The sequence below is a fragment of the Myxococcus qinghaiensis genome (genome assembly GCF_024198215.1).
Classification (GTDB): domain Bacteria; phylum Myxococcota; class Myxococcia; order Myxococcales; family Myxococcaceae; genus Myxococcus; species Myxococcus qinghaiensis.
On sequence record NZ_JAKCFA010000002.1, the window covers coordinates 111574 to 130279 of the forward strand.

Below are 18706 nucleotides of genomic sequence, written 5' to 3' on the forward strand. Positions count from 1 at the left end.
CCTGGACACCGGCGCGCACGAAGGCCCATGCCTACATGGCTGGATGTTCAGTGGTTTTCAGGGGTAGCGACGACGACTGGTAACGAAAGACAATGCAACCGCAGACAGGCGTGAATGTCTGTGATTGCATTGTCTGTATTGTCTGTCTTCAGCCCGGCGTGAACCACAATACAGACAGCGGGGGCAGGGTGAGCAGCGCGGAAGCCGGCTGTCCATCCCAGCCCGTGGCCTCCGTGTGGAGCTGACCCATGTTTCCCACGTTGGAGCCGCCGTACTCGCCCGCGTCGGAGTTGAGGATCTCCACGTAGTGGGTGTGCAGCGGGAAGCCCACGCGGTAGTTCTCGCGCACGGTGGGGGAGAGGTTGGCCACGCACACCACATGGCGTCCCGGCTGCCGCGAGCGCCGGATGAAGGCCAGCACGTTCGACGCCGCGGAGTCCGGCTGCAGCCACTGGAAGCCCACCGGCTCACTGTCCGCGTCATGCAGCGCGGGCAGCTCCCTGTAGACGTGGTTCAGCTTCGCGACCAGTCGCTGGATGCCCTGATGTCCCGGGTCCTGTGTCAGGTGCCAGTCCAGGCTCTTGTCGTGGTTCCACTCGGACGGCTGGCCGAACTCGCCGCCCATGAAGAGCAGCTTCTTGCCCGGGTGCGCCCACATCCACGCGAACAGCGAGCGCAGGTTGGCGCGCTTCTGCCACGGGTCTCCCGGCATGCGCCCGTACAAGCTGCCCTTGCCGTGCACCACCTCGTCATGGCTCAGCGGCAACATGAAGTGCTCGCTGAACGCGTACAGCAGCCCGAACGTGAGCTGGTTGTGGTGGTATTGCCGGTAGATGGGGTCCTTGGAGAAGTACGACAGCGTGTCGTGCATCCACCCCATGTTCCACTTGAAGTGGAAGCCCAGGCCGCCCTCGCTCACGGGCGAGGAGACCTTCGGCCACGCGGTGGACTCCTCGGCGATGACCACGACGCCCGGGTGCTTGCGGCGCACCGTCTCATTCAGCTCGCGCAGGAACTGGATGGCCTCCTCGTTCTCCCGGCCACCCCAGCGATTCGGAATCCACTCGCCCTGCTTGCGGCTGTAGTCGAGGTAGAGCATCGACGCCACCGCGTCCACGCGCAGACCATCGATGTGGTACTCCTCAATCCAGAACAGCGCGTTGGCGATGAGGAAGTTGCGGACCTCGTTGCGGCCGAAGTTGAAGACCAGCGTGCCCCAGTCCGGCTGCGCGCCCTTGCGCGGATCCGCGTGCTCGTACAGCGCCGTGCCGTCGAACTCGCCCAGCGCGTGCGCGTCCCGGGGGAAGTGGCCGGGCACCCAGTCGACGATGACGCCGATGCCCTCCTGGTGCAGGTGGTCCACCATGAAGCGGAAGTCGTCCGGGTGGCCGAAGCGCGCGGTGGGCGCGTAGTAGCCACTGACCTGGTAGCCCCACGAGCCGCCGTAGGGATGCTCCGACACGGGGAGCAGCTCCACGTGCGTGAAGCCCATGTGCTTGACGTACTCCGCCAGCGCCGGCGCCAGCTCGCGGTACGTCATGGGGCGGTCGCCGTCCTCCACCACCCGGCGCCAGCTCCCCAGGTGCACCTCGTACACGCTCCAGGGCTGGTGCGTGACGTCGGACTTCCGAGTGCGCTCCTCCAACCAGGGGCCATCACCCCAGCCGTAGCGCCCCAGGTCATGCACCACGGACGCGGTGGCCGGAGGCATCTCGGCGCGGAAGGCGAACGGGTCCGACTTCAGCACGCGAGGCCCGCCCTGGCCGGGGCGAATCTCGAACTTGTAGCGCGCGCCTTCGCCCACCTCGGGAACGAACAGCTCCCAGATGCCCGATGCGCCCATGCGCCGCATGGAGTGCAGCCGACCATCCCAGCTGTTGAAGTCGCCGACGACCGAGACTCCCGCCGCCGTGGGCGCCCACACCGCGAAGGACACGCCGCGCGTGCCGTTGTGGTGGATGAGGTGCGCGCCCATGCGCTCCCAGAGCCGCTCGTGGCGTCCCTCGCCCGCGTAGTACAGGTCCATCTCCCCGAGCGTGGGGAGGAAGCTGTAGGGGTCTCTCAGCGTGAAGACGCGCTTGCCGGGGTACTCCACCTCCAACAGGTAGCCGAAGGTCTTGTCCCGTCCGTTGACGCGGGCCTCGAAGACGCCGTCCTGGCGGTGCGTCATCGGGACGCGGCCTCCGAACTCCGGGAGGACGTGGATGGCCACGGCGTCAGGACGGAAGGCGCGGACCACCACGCCATCGCCGTCCGGATGGATGCCGAGCACGGAGTGGGGCTCCGGGTGCCGCAGCTCCACCACGCGTCGCAGCTCCGCGTCGACCTGCACCTTTTCCGCGGGCTTCCTCACTGGGACTCCTCCATCCGCAAGAGGGCCTCGACGGGGATGCGCACCCAGTCTGGCCGGTTCTGCATCTCATACCTCACTTCGTACAGGAGCTTCTCCAGCTCGAACGCGCGCAGCATCGTGTCGAATGCCGCGGCGTCCGTCGGCAGGAAGGCCGCCCCCTGGGTCGCCTTGCGGTAGCCCTCCAGGAAGGCCGACCGGCTGGGCCCCACGCGACCTCGCGGCGTGCCACCCTCCAGCGCCACCGTGGCCTCCGCGTAGTCGAACGAGCGAATCATCCCCGCCACGTCTCGCAGCGGGCTGTACTTCTCCCGCCGCGCCGTGAAGCTGCGCGCAGGCTCGCCCTCGAAGTCGAAGATGAGCCATTGCTCGTTGGCCCGCAGCACCTGGCCCAGGTGCAGGTCGCCGTGGATGCGGATCTTCTGGCCGGACGGCGCCACCTGGGCCAGTCGCTTCGCGTACTCGATGAGCCCCTCGCGGCGCCCCTCCAGGTCCGGATGAAGCCGGCCCGCCTCCGCCAGCGTCACGCCCAGCTCGCCGACGATGGACGCGCTCCAGCGTTGCAGGTCCTCCTGCAGCAACGGCTCCGGCGCGAAGGCCGCGTCGTCCATGGGCGCCGAGCCGAAGGCCAGGTGCAGATCTCCCAGCCGCGCGCCCAGCTCCTCCATCTCCTCCAGGAAGCGGTCTCCCATCGGCCGCGCCTGGCGCAACCGGTCCAACGTGTACTTCCATCCGTCCACCGCGTCGGGGATGAAGCGGTGCGCCAGCGCGAGCGTCGCTCCGGCGGCGCCCTCCAGTCGCAGCGCGCCCAGCAGGGCAGGGGTGGCCCGGAACGTCGTCCGCGTGGCGAGGAAGCGCCCCACCTCGTGCTCGGGGTTCACCCCGGCCTCCAGCTTGCGGATGATCTTCACGATGACCTTCTCGCCCAGCACGATGGAGGTGTTGCTCTGCTCCACCATCAGCCGGCGCACCGTGAGCGGCGAAGGCATGCCCAACAAGCCCTCGGGCCCCGCAATCCATTCCCCCACGATGCGGCCCGAAGCGGAGGGCAGCTGGGCGCCGTCACGGATGAGGTCGAACAGGGCGCGAATGCAGCCGTCGTCCTCCAGCGCGTCGCGGATTCCATCCGACGAGGGCTTCACCGGCAGCAGGTAGCGCTCGGGTTGACCCAGCTCGTAGGTGACTTCCACCACGGCCAGCGACAGGTTGCACGGCGAGGCGTCCAGTTGGGCGTGGTCTACCACTGCGACCTGTTTGATGGGCCAGGCCTTCCCGGCGAACCAGCGCTGACTCTTGAGGTACTCCGGCAGCTTCGTCAGGTCCAAGGTCGTCACGCGCGGCTTCCTCCCGGCAACGGCTGGTCCAGCCGAAACCACAAGAACATGTAGGGGCCCATCGACAGTTGGTAGGGCAGCTCACTGATACGGGGGAAGGGCGTGTCGCCAATCATCTCGACGGGCACCATGCCCTCGAAGTCGCGCAGGTCCAGCACCGCGGGCTGCGAGAAGCGGGACAGGTTGCACACCACCAGCACCGTCTGTCCCTCCCACTCGCGCACGAAGGCCAACACCTTGCGGTTCTCCAGCGTGATGAAGCGCAGCTTCCCCAGGGAGAAGACGGGGTAGCGCTGGCGGATGCGAATCATCCGCTTCACCCAGTGCAGGAGGCTGGACTTCACCCGCTCCTGCGCTTCCACGTTGATGGACTGGTAGCCGTAGACGGGGTCGGCGATGACGGGTGCGTACAGGCGCGCGTAGTCCGCCCGGCTGAAGCCCGCGTTGCGGTCTCCGGTCCACTGCATGGGCGTGCGCACGCCATTGCGGTCGCCCAGGTAGATGTTGTCCCCCATGCCAATCTCGTCGCCGTAGTAGAGGACGGGCGTGCCGGGCAGCGTGAAGAGCAGGCTGTGCATCAGCTCGATGCGCCGGCGCCCGTTGTCCATCAGCGGCGCGAGCCTGCGACGGATGCCCAGGTTGATGCGCATCCGAGGGTCCGTGGCGTACTCCCGGTACATGTAGTCCCGGTCCTCGTCCGTCACCATCTCCAGCGTCAGCTCGTCGTGGTTGCGCAGGAAGATGGCCCACTGACACGTGTCAGGGATGTCCGGCGTCTGCTGCATGATTTCGACGATGGGCGTGCGGTCCTCCCGGCGCACGCCCATGAACAGGCGCGGCATCACCGGGAAGTGGAACCCCATGTTGAACTCGTCGCCCTCGCCGAAATAGACGCGCACGTCGGCGGGCCACTGGTTGGCCTCCGCCAGCAGCATCTTCCCGGGGTACTCGGCGTCGATGGTCTTCCGCAGGCGCTTGAGGAAGGCGTGCGTCTCCGGGAGGTTCTCGCAGTTGGTGCCCTCGCGCTCGAACAGGTACGGCACCGCGTCGCAGCGGAAGCCGTCCACGCCCATGTTGAGCCAGAAGCGCATGGCGTCCAGCATCGCCTCCTGGACTTGAGGGTTGTCGTAGTTCAGGTCCGGCTGGTGGCTGAAGAAGCGGTGCCAGAAGTACTGCTTGGCCACCGGGTCCCACGTCCAGTTGGAGCGCTCGGTGTCCGTGAAGATGATGCGCGTGCCCTTGTACTTGTCGTCCGTGTCGCTCCAGACGTACCAGTCGCGCTTGGGGCTCTTCGGATCGCTCCTCGCCTCCTGGAACCAGGGGTGCTGGTCGCTGGTGTGGTTGACCACCAGCTCGGTGATGATGCGGATGCCGCGCTTGTGGGCCTCCTCCACCATGCGCTGGAAGTCCGCCAGCGTGCCGTAGTCCGGGTGGACGCCGTAGTAGTCCGCGATGTCGTAGCCGTCATCGCGCAGCGGAGAAGGGTAGTGGGGGAGGATCCACAGGCAGTCGATGCCCAGGTCCTGGAGGTACGGGAGCTTTTCAATCAGGCCCGGGATGTCGCCATGCCCGTCGCCGTTGGAGTCATGGAACGCTCGGAGGTGCAGCTCGTAGATGAGGGCCTTCTTGTACCAGAGGGGATCCAGGTCCATACGCCTCTCGGGTTGTCACTCGTAGTAGTCGAACGCGTGCTCGGTACGGCGGAAGCGGTAGACGGCCCAGACGGCCGCGGGCTGCTCGGGAGTCAGGCGCACCTGGACGTCGGAGCCCTGCCACAACGAGCGCTCGTCCTTCATCAGCTCGTGCACCTGATAGGTCTCATCCGCGTTCGCGCCAAGCCATTCCAGCGGAAGTCGCAACAGCGCCTCCTGGGGCGAGTACGGATCCAGACTCACGGCCACCAGCACCGTGCTGGTGCCGTCCGGGGTGCGCTTGCCGTAGAAGAGCACCCGCTCGTTGTCCGACTCGAAGAAGCGCAGCGTGTCGTAGGTGTGGAACGCGGGCTGGGTGAGGCGCGCGTTGTTGAGGCGCGCAATCCAGTCCCGGATGTTCCCCGGCCGGTCCGGGTCCCATGCGACGAGCTGGTACTTCTCCGAGTCCAGGTACTCCTCCTTGCCAGGCAACGGGCGGCCCTCGCACAGCTCGAAGCCGCAATACATCCCGTAGACCGAGGAGAGCGTCGCGGCAAGCGCCGCGCGCAGGCGGAACGCACCGGGCCCCGCGTTCTGCAGGAGCTCCGGCAGGATGTCCGGCGTGTTGGGCCAGAGGTTGCCGCGGAAGTAGTCGGACACGGGCGGCGTGGTGATCTCCTCCAGGTACTCCTGGAGCTCGCCCTTGAAGTTGCGCCACGTGAAGTACGTGTACGACTGGGTGAAGCCCACCTTCGCCAGCGCCTTCATCACCTTGGGCCGCGTGAAGGCCTCGGAGAGGAAGAGCACGTCGGGGTGGCGGTCCTGCACGCGGCGGATGAGCCACTCCCAGAACTGGATGGGCTTGGTGTGGGGATTGTCCACGCGGAAGGTCCGCACGCCCTGCTGCACCCAGTGCAGCACGACGGACTCCAGCTCCGTCCACAGCGACTCGCGCGCGGGGCCCATCCAGTCGAAGTTGACGATGTCCTCGTAGCGCTTGGGCGGGTTCTCCGCCGTCTTGATGGTTCCATCCGGGCGGCGCTGGAACCACTCCGGATGCTCCTTCACATAGGGGTGGTCCGGAGAGCACTGGTACGCGAGGTCCAGCGCCACCTCGATGCCGTACGACTGCGCGGCCTGCACGAAGTGACGGAAGTCCGCCAGCGTGCCCAGGCTCGGGTGCACCGCCTTGTGTCCCCCCTCCGCGGCGCCGATGGCCCACGGGCTGCCCACGTCCTCCGGGCCCGCCTTGAGGCTGTTGTTCTTCCCCTTGCGCGCGGTGCGGCCAATGGGGTGGATGGGCGGAAGGTAGATGACGTCGAAGCCCAGGCCCTGGATGTACGGCAGCCACGCTTCCGAGTCCTGGAATGTCCCGTGCGTGCGGCCATCGCGCTTCGCGGAGCGGGGGAAGAACTCGTACCACGCACCGAAGCGCGCCTTGGGCCGGTCCGCGAAGACCTCCAGCGCCGGCTCGTGTCGCCGCGCCAGCGCGCGGTCCGGATACGTGGAGGCCACCGTCGCCAGCTCCGGCGCCAGCGCCACGGCCAGCAGGTCCGGCGTCGGAGGCTGACGCATCCGCACCGCGGCCTCGGTGAGCACTCGCGCGTCGTCCGCGTCCACCGTTCGCGCACGGGCCGCCGCGCCTTCCAGCAGCGCCGCGCCCTCCAAGAGCTCGCTGCGCACGTCCCGGCCCGCGTCGACCTTGCGCTTCAGCTCCGAGGTCCACGTCCGGAAGAGATCCGGCCAGGCTTCAATCGTGTACTGGTAGCGGCCATTCCGGGCGAGGGGGAACTCCGCCTCCCAGACGTCGTTGCCGAGCGAGCGCATGGGGACTTCGTGCCAGTCGGTCTGCTGCTCCTGCGGGGAGGCCTGGCGCCAGCGGACGACGGCGACGAGGACGTCATGGCCCTCCTTGAAGATGTCGGCGCGGACGGTGAGGCTCTCTCCGGCGACACGCTTGACGGCGTGGCGTCCGCCGTCGAGCTGGGGCTTGACTCCCTCGATGAACACGCTCCCGATTCGGTCTTTCATATCGGCTCGCGGCCCTTATAGGTCTGAGGTGGGGTGAAGCTGGGCGGCGTGTCGCGGGGTGCGTTGATGAAGGACGACTTGCGCGTCGGCCGCGTTGGCTCGTGAACGTTAGGGACGGCGTCTGGGGACGCCCACCCGTTGGCCTCAAAGGGGCTGACTGCCCGGCTGCCCATACATGAAGCTGGGATCCGCACCTCGGATTGCGGTATCCGGGAAGGACATGGCGCTTCCTCCACCCTCTGCTCAGCGGGCGAGCGACCCCGCCGCCGACAGGGCCCTGCTCCAGCAGGTCGCCCTGGGCAGCGGCGTGGCCATGCGTCAGGTCTATGCGCGGTGCGCACCCAGGGCCTTCGCGGTGATGCTGCGGCTGCTGCCCTCGCGAGCGGATGCGGAGGAGGTGCTCCAGGAGGCGTTCCTCGAGGTCTGGCGGCGCGCTCGCGACTTCGACCCTGCGCGCGGTGGGCTGGAGACCTGGGTGTCGACCATCGCCCGCACGCGCGCCATCGACCGGCTGCGCTCCATGGGCACCGCCGCGCGCGTCGCCGAGGGCGCGGCCCACCACCCGCCGCCGGAGAGCGCGATGCCTCCTGCTCCGGACGACGCGACGTCGCACGGACAGGACCGCGTGCGGGTGCGCCGGGCGATGATGACGTTGCCCCCCGAGCAGCGCGAGGTCGTGGAGCTGGCCTACTTCGAGGGCCTGTCCCAGCGGGAGATCGCCGCGCGCACGGGAGATCCGCTCGGAACGGTGAAGACCCGGGCGAGGCTCGCGCTGGAGAAGCTCGCCGCCTTGCTTCGTGACGAGCAGGGCGACCCGGGTTGAGCCGCTCCTGTTAAGGGAGTCTTAAGACTTTCGGGATACCGTCGGCTTTCATTCATCCATTCATGACGGCACCTCGGTGTCCGGGTGGGAGGAGGCGAGCGGGACATGGGGGAGCGAATCCTGCTGGTGGAGGACGACGCTCGGCTCGGCGCGCAGCTCGTCGAGCAGCTGAGGGGCGCGGGCTTCGAGCCGCTGTGGTGGACGGAGGGGCGCACCCTGCTGCCAGGGGAGCTTCCCGACGTGGGGCTGGTGGTGTTGGACCTGATGCTGCCGGGGACGTACGGGCTGGACATGCTCAAGGCGCTCCGGACCTTCTCGGAGGTGCCGGTGCTCATCCTGAGCGCGCGCAACGACACGCTGGACAAGGTGCGTGCGTTGAAGCTCGGCGCGGATGACTACCTGACGAAGCCCTTCTGGCCGGAGGAGCTCATCGAGCGGGTGCGCGCGCGGCTGCGGCGGCCCGTGCTCCAGAAGGCGGATGCGGCGCTGGAGCTGGGGCCGCTGCGCGTCGATCTCCAGGCGCGAGAGGTGCGCGTGGAGGGGCGGGTGGTGGAGCTGACGCGGGTGGAGTTCGAGGTGCTCGCGGCGCTGGCGCGCAGGCCTCGTGAGGCGGTGACGCGGCAGTGGCTGGTGGAGCACGTGTTGGATCCGGAGCGTGAGGGGACGGAGCGGACGCTGGACGTGCACGTGTCGCGGCTGCGGAGGAAGCTGGCGCCGGCGCAGTGCGTGGAGACGGTGTGGGGGGTGGGCTACCGGCTGGTGGCGGGGGATGGTTCGTGAAGCTTCGTTTGCGCCTGGCGCTCACTGCGATGGCGGCGGTGCTGCCCGTCGTGGTGGCGATGGCGTACTTCCAGCAATCGTTGCGCGACAGTTCGCAGGAGGAGGTGCTGGAGGCCTCCACGCTCGCGCAGATGCAGGTGGAGCGCACGCGTTGCGAGGCCGCGCCTGAAACGTGGCGGCCGAGGCCCTCCGAGCGCCCCGCGCCTCCTGGTCGTCCGCCCGGGCCTGATGATGATGGACGACCTCCGCCGCCTCCGAGGAGGTTGGAGGACGGTGAGGCGTGGCCACCGCGAGGGAAGCCTCCTCCGCCGGGAGCGTCGGACATGGGCGAGGGACGCCCGCCACGAGATCCGGGCAGGCCGCCTCGTCCTGGTGGTGGCCCCGATGCCTTCAACGGTCCACCACCGCCTCGTGCGGGCGGCGAGGACTTCAACGGTCCACCGCCGCTCGGGCCGGACGGGCGTGCGCCGCCTCGGGTGGTCTTCTTCCCCTATGACACGCAGCTCACTTCCCGCAACCCTCGGGCACCCGCGCTGACTCAGGAGATGCGGGAGGACGCACTCGCGGGGGCGACGGTGGCGCGGCGCTCGGAGCAGGATGGGCGCCGCGTCCTCGAGCTGCTCGTGCGCATGCCCTGGGACGACGGGCCCTGTGCCTTTGTCCTCGCCCGTCGCGTGGAGCCACCCGGGCCCTCGTCGTTCTTCCTCCCGCCGCTCAAGGACTGGAGCCTGCTCGTCTCCATCGTCGTCGCGGCGGTGGTGCTGGCCCTGGGCCCCGTCGTTCGCCGCATCCGGATGCTCACCGAGGACGTGCGTGCCTCCGCGCGCAGCGGCTACGAGCAGCCCGTGTCCGTGCGCGGCGACGATGAAGTCGCCGACCTGGCCCGGGCCTTCCAGGAGGCGCGCGCGGAGATTCAATCGCGCATGGCCCAGCAGGAGGCCCGTGAGCAGGGGCTGCGGGACTTCCTCGCCAACACGACGCACGACGTGATGACGCCGCTCACCGTGCTCCAGGGCAACCTGTCCGCGATGCAGCAGCGCGTCTCCCGAGGCGAGCCCGTCAACGCGGCCGAGGTGGCCTCCGCCATGAGCGAGGCCCACTACATGGCCTCGCTGGTGCACAACCTCACCGCGGCGACCCGACTGGAGGCCGGAGCGCTTCACGTCCAGCGCGCCCCCGTGGACCTCAATGACGTGATTGCCCGGGTCCTCGGCAGGCACCAGCCCATCGCCCGACAGCAGCGCATCTCCCTGGAGAGCGGCGTGCCCGCGACGCCCGTGCGCGTCCTCGGTGACGTGACGCTCATCGAGCAGGCCGTGAGCAACGTCGTGGGCAATGGCGTGCGCTACGGCCGCGAGGACGGACACGTCGCCGTCGTCCTGGAGAGCACCCGCGCGGGCCGCTTCGCGCTTCGAGTCATCGACGACGGGCCCGGCATCCCCGACGAGGAGCGGGCACGAATCCTGGAGCGGGGTGTCCGAGGCAGCGTCGCTCGGACTCGCGCTCCGGAGGGACAGGGGCTGGGTCTGCACATCGCCCACCACGTCGCGCAGGTGCACGGCTGGACGCTGACGTTGAGCCCGTCCGAGTACGGCGGGCTCGAGGTGTGCTTCTCGGGCGAGACGCTGGCCACCGAAAGCCCGCCGGAGACGGCTCAGTCCTCTTGAAGCTCGATGCGTCCGCTCTCCAGGTCCTCCAGATAGTGCTCCAGGAACTCCTCCATGGAGGGCGCGTAGGGACGCAGCGGTCCGCCGTGGATCTCCCAGCCAATCACCTGGCCACGAGTTCCCTCGGGACCCGGTTCCAGGTCCACACACTTGAGGTTGCCTCCACCATCCTCCGCGAACGGGACCCAGCCCTGATGCCACCAGGTCCACTTCACCTTCTTCTGTGACTTGGGCAGCTCATGGGGCGTGGCCTTCTTGAAGGTGCCTTTCTCCACCAGGTCCCGGAGCCCCTCCCATCGGCTCAGGATCTGCTCCACGGGCAGCACCTCGTCCTCGGCGATGGACAGCTGCTCCTTGAAGTCGATGGACAGCAGCAGCGGCGTCTCACCCCGGCCGTTGGGGCGGCTCGGATTCGCTCCCGCGCGCAGCAGCAGCTCCAGGACCTTCGCCGAGGGCTCGTCGTTGTTCTCCTGGTCCAGCAGGTCCGTGAGCACCGTGGAGCCGGCCTCGTCCTTCCTCGCGTGGTTGACGTCGGAGCCCTTGTCGATGAGCAGCTTCACCAGCTCGACGGCTTCGGCCCCGGGATGGGCGGTGGCGAAGCTGAGGGGAATGGCGGACTCCTCATCCAGCCCTTTCACATCCGCGCCCGCGTCGAGCAGCAGGCGGACGATGTCGAGGTCATTCTCGGAGCACGCCGTGTGGAGCACGGAGTAGCCTTTGTCATCGCGCGTGTCGGGGCTGGCCCCGTCCGCCAGGTGCCTGGCCACCGCCTTGGCGTTCGACTTCTCGACGGCGGACAGCAACGCCGCGTCCAGCTTCGACAACTTCTTCTTGGGTGACATGGAGCGCTCCGGAGCGGTCGTCCTCCTCAACGAGGGAGGGCTGGAAATGTCGCGAAGGAAACGGCTTCAGGAGAAGCGCGCGAGGAACGCCGCGAGCACCGGTCCACCTCGACGCGCTTCCTCCGGAGACCCCGGACCTCCTTCGCGGAGCTGGGTTCGCAGGTCCTCGAGCGCCGGCTTCATGGCCTCGAATTCGGACAGGGCCTGCTCGGCGTTGTCGAAGAAGCGGTGGTGGAGGAGCCAGCCCGTCACGGAGCAGGTGAGGGCGTGGAAGGAGCGCGAGTCATCCACCTCGTACGTGAGGCGAAGCTGGCCCTCCTGCTCCTCATCCCGGGCGATGGTGCCGCCCTGCGAGCCCATCCACCCCAGGGACGTGCCGCCATCGTAGGCCGTCCAGTTCGAGCCTGGTTCTCGCGACATCGGGTCTCCTCGGGTGCCTGCGCTGGAGCAACAGCGCGCAGTGTTTCATGACCCGAGTGGCCGAGGTGGCGCTTCGCGGGTGAATCGAGGCCGGGTCAGAAGGCCCATCGCTGGCATTCGCAACTCGCGCGTGGGTTGCGCGTCCCGGGAGGCTGGCCCACGTTTTTCATAGGTTCCCCTGGCTGACGCCGTGCCGCCGGAGGGGGCGGGTCTCGCGCTTTCCGTCACGAGCGTGAGGCACCTGGTCGAGTCGAGACGAGGGGGCCCGCGTCATGCCAGTCGAACCGTCCATTCCATCCGGGCGCCGTGCGCTCGCCGTCCTCTCCGCGATTCTCATCGCGGTGGCGGCGGAGCTGTACCTGACCGTGGTGGTGGGCCAGCGCCTGTCTCCGCTGCTCGTCCTCGCGCTCGTGTGTCTGGTCGGTGGCGTGCTCGTGTTCGGCTACCTCCTGCTCACGGAGCGAGGGGCCAGGGAGCTGTCGAGCCGGAAGGCGCCATGGAAGTGGCGGCGCGAGGACGGCCTGCGGCCCGAGGAGCGCGCTCTCGAACCTCCGCCACCCGAAGGCGTCACCGCGCGGGCCCTCGACGTGGACCTGGAGCATGCGTCCCCACCGGAGGTGGCTGATGCTACGGAGGCGCGGACGGGTGGCCCGGTGGACACGCTCGGTCCCCGGAAGCGCTCGCTCGTCCTCGTGGGCGGGGGACTGCGCGCGGCGTGGCAGGCGGGAGCGATTCGCGCGCTGGAGGATGCGGACCTCGGCTTCCATTTCGTGGATGCGACCTCCGCGGGCTCCCTCAACCTGGCGATGCTGTTGTCCGGCGTGTCACCCGGCGAGGCGTGCGCGCGGTGGAGGACATTGTCCGTGGAGGACTTCCTGACCCACGCGACCCCGAGGAAGTCACTGGACGTGCTTCATGTCGAGCCATTGGGCGACCCGGAGAAGGTCCTCCAGCGCGTCTTCCCCCACCTGGGAATCGACCTGCCGGCCATCCGCGCCAGCTCGCTCGTGGAGGGCACGTTCCACGTCTGTGACTTCGCGCGGAAGACGGACGTGGCAATCCCGCATCGGGAGCTGGACAGGGCGCTGCTGCTCGCGGCCATCTCGCCCCCCATCCTCATGCCTCCGGTGGAGCGGGAGGGCACGCTCTACACGGATGCGCTGTGGACGCAGGACACGCACCTGCTCGAGGCCGTGCGCCGGGGCGCGAACGAGCTGTGGGTGTTGTGGTGCGTGGGCAACACGCCCGTGCGTGACGATGGCCTCTTCGAGCAGTACGCCTATCTCGAGGAGATGAGCGCCAACGGCGCGCTGTTCGCGCAGCTTCGCGTCATCGAGGACCTCAACGCGCGAATCGAAGCGGGCGAAGTCGTGCTGGGCCACCGGCGCCCCATCGCCGTGCACCTCATCAAGCCCGAGCGTCCGCTCGCGCTCGACCCGGACCTCTACGCGGGGCGCGCCACCGCCGCGGCCCTCATCGACATGGGTTATTCGGACACGTGGCGCTACCTCGACGTGTGTGGTTCGCGAGGCCTTCCGCTCACCCCGGAGATGACCCGGACCACGGAGCCCTCGCCCGACCTGACCTTCGTCGAGTCGCTCACGGGACTGTTCACGCTCGGCGTCACGGACCCCACGGAGGGCGCGCTGCATCCGGAGGCCCAGCCCATGACAATCCACTGCACCATCAGCGTCAGCGACCTGGACGCATTCGTCAGTGACGTGAAGTGTTCAGCGAGGCTGGTGGCGCGGCTGAGCTTCGGGCCCTTCGGCGAGGACCTGCCGGTGCGGCGTGGGAGCTTCAACATCTTCCGGCCCCCGGAGACACCCGGCACGCGGGTGATGACGTACGGACTGCGGTTTCCGCATCAAGGCCGCGACTACTTCCTGGAGGGGACGAAGGTCGTCGTCGACCGGCGGGGCGAGGACGCGTGGAAGGGCTCGACGCGGCTGCGGTGCCTGCTCCACGAGGGCATGAATGCACAGGGGCCGGTGGTGGGCGCCGGTGTGCTGACGCTGGGCGTGGGCCAGCTCCTCTCGCTCATCTCCAGCATGCAGCCCGCTCGACGCGAGGGTGCGGGGACGCTGGCCATGGACCGCTTCGGCCGGTTCTTCTTGGGGCCGCTGTGGGAACAGTACGCACCACGGGCTCAGTGGGGGACGTCTCGCGAGATGGTGCTGGAATCGCACTCGCGGGCTCAGGCTTGAGGGCGTGGGCATCTTCGACCCAGGTGGGGGAGGGTGCCCGGGAGCGGACAACTGGATGGCGATATGCGCCATCCGAGAACAATGCCTGACGGCGCCGTTTGTGTGGCGCGCACCAACGGCCTAACCTCTCCTGCCCATGAAGGCGATCCTCGTCTCCCTCTTCCTGTTGGGCTCCACTCCCGAAGCCACTCCTCCGGCGATTCCGCCGGACGCGCTCGCGGCGCCGCCCGTATCCAATGACGCTCCGACGGCGTGGGCCTGCACCGTCGACACGCTCCGCGAAGGCAAGGAGTGTGTCTTCGAATCCGACGCCACGGCCGGCGCGACCAGCACCGAACAGGACACCGCGAACCGCAAGCTGCTCAAGGACATCTCCCGCGCGCTGTGCACGGAGGCGGTGGGCAATGCCCGAGACGGCCGCACTGACGCCACGCTCATCTCGCTGTGCGAGCGCCGCTATGTCACCGCCGCCGACCAGTGCGGACTCGGAGGCAGCTCGGCCATCGTGGACGCGAAGGGTCGCTTCGCGCCGGGTGCCAGGGCCTGCTACCGGGGCCTGTCCAGCGTCCTCCAGGAGGTGCAGCTCATGGCCACAGTGGCCGCGCCGTGCTGCGAGTGCGCCGCCCGCAAGGGCTGCCCCGGTGCGGCGGACCGCTGCTACGCGGACGTGTCCCAGCAGCAGACCGCTCCCGCGACGCTCGCGTGCCTGAGCGAGCGCTGCGAGGACGCGTGCTCCGTCGCGCTGCCCTCGCAGTCGGGAGCCTCCTCCGCGCCCACCGCCCGTGAGCGGCAGCGCTCCTCGCGTTCCGGTTCCGCCTCGCTCTAGGAGTCAGCTCCATGCGCCACCCTTCTTGGACTCTTCCGACCTGGGCCCTCCTGGGCTCGCTCGCCGCCGGTTGCGGCGCGTCTCACTCCCACGTCACGTGGGCGGAGTCCCCGCCCCGCGAGGAGGCCCCCCTCGTGACGAGCGCGCCGGAGGCCCCGCCGCCTCGCGCGTCGGCCGACCCCAAGGCCTTCGCCGCGCGCTATCCCAATCCGGCGCTGTGTGAAGCCGCCGCGCGCCGGCTCCAGGCGGAGTCGCGCGACGAGGGCTGGGCGGCGCTCAAGGCCTGCATCGAGCTGACGCCCTTCACCCAGATTCGCGCGCTGCTGGGCGGCGCCTGGGCGGAGGACCTCCGCGTGCGTCCCGACGCGGCCTCGCTCATCGCGCGCGTCGTCGCCCAGCGCGGCGGCAGCGTGTCGGGCGAGCTCCAGTATCTCCAGGAGCGCAAGATTCCCATCTTCTCGCTCGCGTCCGCGGTGGAGCGCCCCGACACGTACAAGGGCCGCTACGTCATGCTGCGCGCGCGCGTGGCGGATCAGCGCTCCGAGGGGGAGAAGCCCACCGTCTGGCTGGTGGAGCACACGCTGGCCTCGGTGGAGACGAACGCGCCGGTGGGCCTCGGCGAGACGTACGACATCTCCAGCAGCTCCTCCGGGGACCTGGGCGGGCAGACGCAGCTCACCGGGCCGGGGCGGCTGGGTGGCAGCGTGAGCACTCGGGAGCGCAGCAGCGTCACCACGACGCGCAAGCACTACGACAACATCTCCGACGAGACGGGCCGCGAGGCCCTGGGCCGGCTGCAGGGCGCGGACCCCTTCCTGGAGGCCCGCCGCGATTACGTGTTCCTGGCGCGCTTCGACGGGGTGCGGCTCACGTCGGGCGGCACGGACGATGACGCCGAGGCGCCGCGCATCCCGGTGCTGACCATCGTCAGCTACCACTCGCCGCAGGCGCTCGTCGTCTACTGAAGGCCCCGGCGAACCTGGCGCCGATAAAAAACGAGGCGCCGGGTACATGCCCCGACGCCTCGCCTGGGGAGCTGGCCCCGCGCCAACCCCACCTGATTCGAAAACCCTCGGAGATACAGCAGGTCTTCAGCCGGTAGACCCCAGCACGTCGGGGTCGGCCACGGCACCTCGTGGATTTCTTCCCACCACGAGCGGAAGGGCCTGTGCGGTCAGGTGGGGGCAGGAGGGTGCGCGTGGGCCTACTGGGGCTGCGCACCACTCACGACGAAGGCCTGGGTGCTGTCACGGCCGGAGGCCAGCTGCACCGTGATGGGGTGGCCGGGCGTGGTGGAGAGGCTCAGGCCCGCGGGGGACTCCAGTTCGACCTGGAAGGTGCCGGGGATGAGGAACTTGAAGCGGGCCTCGAAGGTGCCGTTCGCGTCGGCGTCCGTCAGCGGGAGCGTCTCGCGGCTTCCGGCGTCGTTGATGAGCACCGCGTGGAGGTCCGCGAGCGTCAGCCCGCGCCCCTCGACAGTGGGGAGCACCACGCCGGCGCCGAGCTTTACCTCGACGTTGATGCTCGCGGACGCGGTCACCTCGGCGGCCTTGATGACGGGGCTCATCACCCAGCGGTTGGAGCCGCCCGCCTCCTTGCCGAAGCTCTGCGCCACGTCGAAGTCGACCAGGAGGATCTTCTGCTCGCCCTCGATGGTCAGCTTCTCGTCGAACTTCACCTTCAGGCCGGACGAGCCGTAGCTCGGCATGTGGAGCTGTCCGGTGACGACGGCGCCGGAGGGCAGTCCCGCGTAGTCGTTGGACGTGGCGAAGATGGACGTCGTGCCATCCTCGTTTTTCGTCTCCAGATAGCCCCCGGTGATGACGAAGCGAAGCTGGGAGTAATCCCCGTTGGGAACGACGGCCTCGGAGACCAGCTCGGAGGTGGAGTTGGCCAGGTCCAGCAGGCTCACCGTGACGGGCTCGTCGCGCAGGACGACGCGGCCCCCTTCGTCGTCTCCGCCTTGGAGATAGATTTGGGAGATGGTGACCACGGCCGTCTCGATGCCATCTCCCGGCGCATCGGTCAGCAGGATGGAGACCTTTCCATCCGAGTCACCACAGCCCAACAGTGGCAAAAGCAATGCAATGGCAAACCTCGAAACGAGGTTCGCACGGAGAGCATGGGTCGACGACATGGGGCTTGCTCCAGCAGGGGCGCCGTGAATTCAGCGGTCGGTGACGCCCGAAAATGACTCACGCGGGCGTGCATCGGCCACGCGTCAGTTTCAGTCCGGGTCGCCCGCCAGGGGCACGTCCGTGGGAAATCCGGGATGTTCCGAGCCGCCGTGTCTGGAGGCTCACCCACCGTGGAGACAAGGCTCACGGCGGGCGAGAGTCTCCCAGCGACTCAGGGGCCGCCCGAGTCCAGCCCGTGCTTGCGCAGCAGCTTGCGCAGGTAGACGCGATCAATCCCCGCCTCGCGCGCGGCGCGCGACACGTTGCCCTCGCAGCGCTCGACGAGGTTGCGCAGGTAGTCGCGCTCGAAGCCCTCGATGAGCTGCTCCTTGGCCTCCTTGAACGGCAGGTCGAGCGTCAACGACTGCGTGGACTCCGTGTCCTCTTGTGGCCGCGGAGGTACCGGCGCGGGCACGTCCGGGAGGTCCATGTCCGGCAGGGCCTCTTCACCCAGGCTCACCACGCGGTCCACCACGTTGCGGAGCTCGCGCACGTTGCCGGGCCACGGGTACTGCGTCAGCAGCGCGCGGGTGACGTCCGACAGCGCGCTGGGGGGCTTGCCCAGTCGCGCCAGCACGGTGTCGATGAGCAGGGGGATGTCCTCGGGGCGCTCGCGCAGCGGCGGCAGGACGACGCGCAGCACGGCGAGTCGGTGGAAGAGGTCGCCGCGAAAGCGGCCCTGCTTCACCGCGCCCTCCAGGTCCTGGTGCGTGGCGGCCACGACTCGCACGTTGAAGGTGCGGTAGTCATTGGCGCCCACGCGCTTCACCTGGCGGCGCTCCAGCACGCGGAGCAGGCGCGGCTGCACCTCCAGCGGAAGCTCTCCGACTTCATCCAGGAAGAGGGTGCCTCCATGGGCCCGCTCGAAGGCCCCGGCGCGATCAGCCTGGGCCCCGGTGAAGGCCCCCTTCACATGGCCAAACAGTTCGCTTTCGAGCAACTGCGGCGGAATGCCCGCCAGGTCCGCGATGATGAACGGCCCCTTGCTGCGGAGGCCGTGGGTGTGGATGGCCTCCGCGCACAGCTCCTTGCCGGTGCCCGTGTCGCCTTGAATGAGCACGTCCGACTCGCCCTGGGCCAGCCGCTCCAGCAGCGTGAAGACCTCCCGCATGCGCCGGCTGTTGCCCACCAGCCCGCCGAAGCTGCTGCGGGAGGAGAGGGGAAGCGCCTTCGATTTCTCACCTTCCGGAACCAGCTTCAGCTCCGTGGTACCCAGGGTCAGCGTGGCCCCTGGACGAACCTCCAGTTCGGAGAAGCGCATGCCCTCGCAGAAGGAGCCATTGCGAGAGCCAGGGTCCACGGCGCGCACGCCATCCTCCCGGACCTCCAGGAGCAGGTGTTGTCGGGACACTGCGCGATCCGGCAGGACGATATCCGCCGAGGCTTCCGAGCCCACGCGGTAACGCCCGGGGGCCAGCGGGTACACCTTTCCGGCGTCCGGCCCGGACAGCACCGCCAGCTTCACCCTGAAGCGGGGGCTCCGGAGTGCCGGAAGGGCATCGGTTCGAACCAGCGCGTCATCCCCGTCCTCGTCTCCCAGACTCGCCACGGCGCGCAACATAGCACACAGGGAGACCCAGGAAGTTCGGGCTCCCGGGAATGTGCGGTAGGTTCCGGA

At 68.8% G+C, this 18706-nt stretch carries 14 protein-coding genes; 6 read left to right on the forward strand and 8 right to left on the reverse strand.

Annotated features, from left to right (window positions below; translation table 11 throughout):
- Nucleotides 1-148 precede the first annotated feature (148 nt).
- From glgB to LZ199_RS03155, 4 genes are read right to left on the reverse strand one after another with little or no spacing between them, the layout of a single operon-like run.
- Complete coding sequence (gene glgB / locus LZ199_RS03140; RefSeq protein WP_253992142.1) at nt 149-2353, reverse strand: 1,4-alpha-glucan branching protein GlgB; 2205 nt, start codon at nt 2351-2353, stop codon at nt 149-151.
- The gene (locus LZ199_RS03145) at nt 2350-3684 is read right to left on the reverse strand and encodes a maltokinase N-terminal cap-like domain-containing protein (protein WP_253992143.1); all 1335 of its coding nucleotides are present in this window, start codon (nt 3682-3684) and stop codon (nt 2350-2352) included. Before LZ199_RS03145 ends, glgB begins: the two co-directional genes overlap by 4 nt.
- Nucleotides 3681-5336 (reverse strand): maltose alpha-D-glucosyltransferase, encoded by a 1656-nt coding sequence (gene treS, locus LZ199_RS03150; RefSeq protein ID WP_253992144.1) that lies wholly within the window; start codon nt 5334-5336, stop codon nt 3681-3683. Before treS ends, LZ199_RS03145 begins: the two co-directional genes overlap by 4 nt.
- A 15-nt stretch (nt 5337-5351) precedes the next feature.
- A complete protein-coding gene (locus LZ199_RS03155; protein ID WP_253992145.1) occupies nt 5352-7346 on the reverse strand; it encodes an alpha-1,4-glucan--maltose-1-phosphate maltosyltransferase in 1995 nt (664 codons plus the stop codon).
- A gap of 220 nt (nt 7347-7566) precedes the next feature.
- On the opposite strand from LZ199_RS03155, the gene LZ199_RS03160 reads away from it, so the two are divergent.
- From LZ199_RS03160 to LZ199_RS03170, 3 genes are all read left to right on the forward strand, one after another.
- The gene (locus LZ199_RS03160; RefSeq protein WP_253992146.1) at nt 7567-8169 is read left to right on the forward strand and encodes an RNA polymerase sigma factor; all 603 of its coding nucleotides are present in this window, start codon (nt 7567-7569) and stop codon (nt 8167-8169) included.
- A 105-nt stretch (nt 8170-8274) separates the two neighbouring features.
- On the forward strand, nt 8275-8949 hold the full coding sequence (locus LZ199_RS03165; RefSeq protein ID WP_253992147.1) for a response regulator transcription factor: 675 nt from the start codon (nt 8275-8277) through the stop codon (nt 8947-8949).
- A complete protein-coding gene (locus tag LZ199_RS03170) occupies nt 8946-10616 on the forward strand; it encodes a sensor histidine kinase (protein WP_253992148.1) in 1671 nt (556 codons plus the stop codon). The genes LZ199_RS03165 and LZ199_RS03170 overlap by 4 nt, the downstream gene beginning before the upstream one ends.
- On the opposite strand, the gene LZ199_RS03175 is transcribed toward LZ199_RS03170, so the two are convergent.
- Together LZ199_RS03175 and LZ199_RS03180 are read right to left on the reverse strand one after the other, a co-directional pair.
- Entirely contained in the window at nt 10604-11458 is an 855-nt protein-coding gene (locus tag LZ199_RS03175) for an ankyrin repeat domain-containing protein (protein ID WP_253992149.1), read from the reverse strand. The genes LZ199_RS03170 and LZ199_RS03175 overlap by 13 nt on opposite strands.
- Nucleotides 11459-11524: 66 nt before the next feature.
- The gene (locus LZ199_RS03180; RefSeq protein WP_253992150.1) at nt 11525-11878 is read right to left on the reverse strand and encodes a hypothetical protein; all 354 of its coding nucleotides are present in this window, start codon (nt 11876-11878) and stop codon (nt 11525-11527) included.
- 272 nt (nt 11879-12150) lie between these two features.
- On the opposite strand from LZ199_RS03180, the gene LZ199_RS03185 reads away from it, so the two are divergent.
- The 3 genes from LZ199_RS03185 to LZ199_RS03195 all read left to right on the forward strand — a co-directional run bounded on the left by LZ199_RS03185 (nt 12151) and on the right by LZ199_RS03195 (nt 15876).
- On the forward strand, nt 12151-14085 hold the full coding sequence (locus LZ199_RS03185) for a patatin-like phospholipase family protein (protein WP_253992151.1): 1935 nt from the start codon (nt 12151-12153) through the stop codon (nt 14083-14085).
- A gap of 136 nt (nt 14086-14221) precedes the next feature.
- Nucleotides 14222-14911, forward strand: coding sequence for a hypothetical protein (locus LZ199_RS03190; protein WP_253992152.1), 690 nt, complete (start codon nt 14222-14224; stop codon nt 14909-14911).
- A gap of 11 nt (nt 14912-14922) precedes the next feature.
- Nucleotides 14923-15876 carry a hypothetical protein gene (locus LZ199_RS03195; RefSeq protein WP_253992153.1) on the forward strand — a complete coding sequence of 318 codons (954 nt, stop codon included), beginning with the start codon at nt 14923-14925 and terminating at the stop codon, nt 15874-15876.
- 239 nt (nt 15877-16115) lie between these two features.
- Here the strand turns inward: LZ199_RS03195 and LZ199_RS03200 are convergent, their stop codons facing one another.
- Entirely contained in the window at nt 16116-16994 is an 879-nt protein-coding gene (locus LZ199_RS03200; RefSeq protein ID WP_253992154.1) for a DUF4382 domain-containing protein, read from the reverse strand.
- Between the two features lie 266 nt (nt 16995-17260).
- Nucleotides 17261-18649 carry a sigma 54-interacting transcriptional regulator gene (locus LZ199_RS03205; RefSeq protein ID WP_253992155.1) on the reverse strand — a complete coding sequence of 463 codons (1389 nt, stop codon included), beginning with the start codon at nt 18647-18649 and terminating at the stop codon, nt 17261-17263.
- Nucleotides 18650-18706: the final 57 nt, after the last annotated feature.

Bases quoted from the DNA above. Each gene is read 5' to 3' on its own strand.
- LZ199_RS03195 (WP_253992153.1), top strand. From the start codon at position 14,923: ATGCGCCACCCTTCTTGGACTCTTCCGACCTGGGCCCTCCTGGGCTCG.
- LZ199_RS03190 (WP_253992152.1), top strand. From the start codon at position 14,222: ATGAAGGCGATCCTCGTCTCCCTCTTCCTGTTGGGCTCCACTCCCGAA.
- LZ199_RS03205 (WP_253992155.1), bottom strand. From the start codon at position 18,649: ATGTTGCGCGCCGTGGCGAGTCTGGGAGACGAGGACGGGGATGACGCG.
- LZ199_RS03165 (WP_253992147.1), top strand. From the start codon at position 8,275: ATGGGGGAGCGAATCCTGCTGGTGGAGGACGACGCTCGGCTCGGCGCG.
- LZ199_RS03185 (WP_253992151.1), top strand. From the start codon at position 12,151: ATGCCAGTCGAACCGTCCATTCCATCCGGGCGCCGTGCGCTCGCCGTC.
- LZ199_RS03175 (WP_253992149.1), bottom strand. From the start codon at position 11,458: ATGTCACCCAAGAAGAAGTTGTCGAAGCTGGACGCGGCGTTGCTGTCC.
- LZ199_RS03155 (WP_253992145.1), bottom strand. From the start codon at position 7,346: ATGAAAGACCGAATCGGGAGCGTGTTCATCGAGGGAGTCAAGCCCCAG.
- LZ199_RS03180 (WP_253992150.1), bottom strand. From the start codon at position 11,878: ATGTCGCGAGAACCAGGCTCGAACTGGACGGCCTACGATGGCGGCACG.
- treS (WP_253992144.1), bottom strand. From the start codon at position 5,336: ATGGACCTGGATCCCCTCTGGTACAAGAAGGCCCTCATCTACGAGCTG.
- LZ199_RS03160 (WP_253992146.1), top strand. From the start codon at position 7,567: ATGGCGCTTCCTCCACCCTCTGCTCAGCGGGCGAGCGACCCCGCCGCC.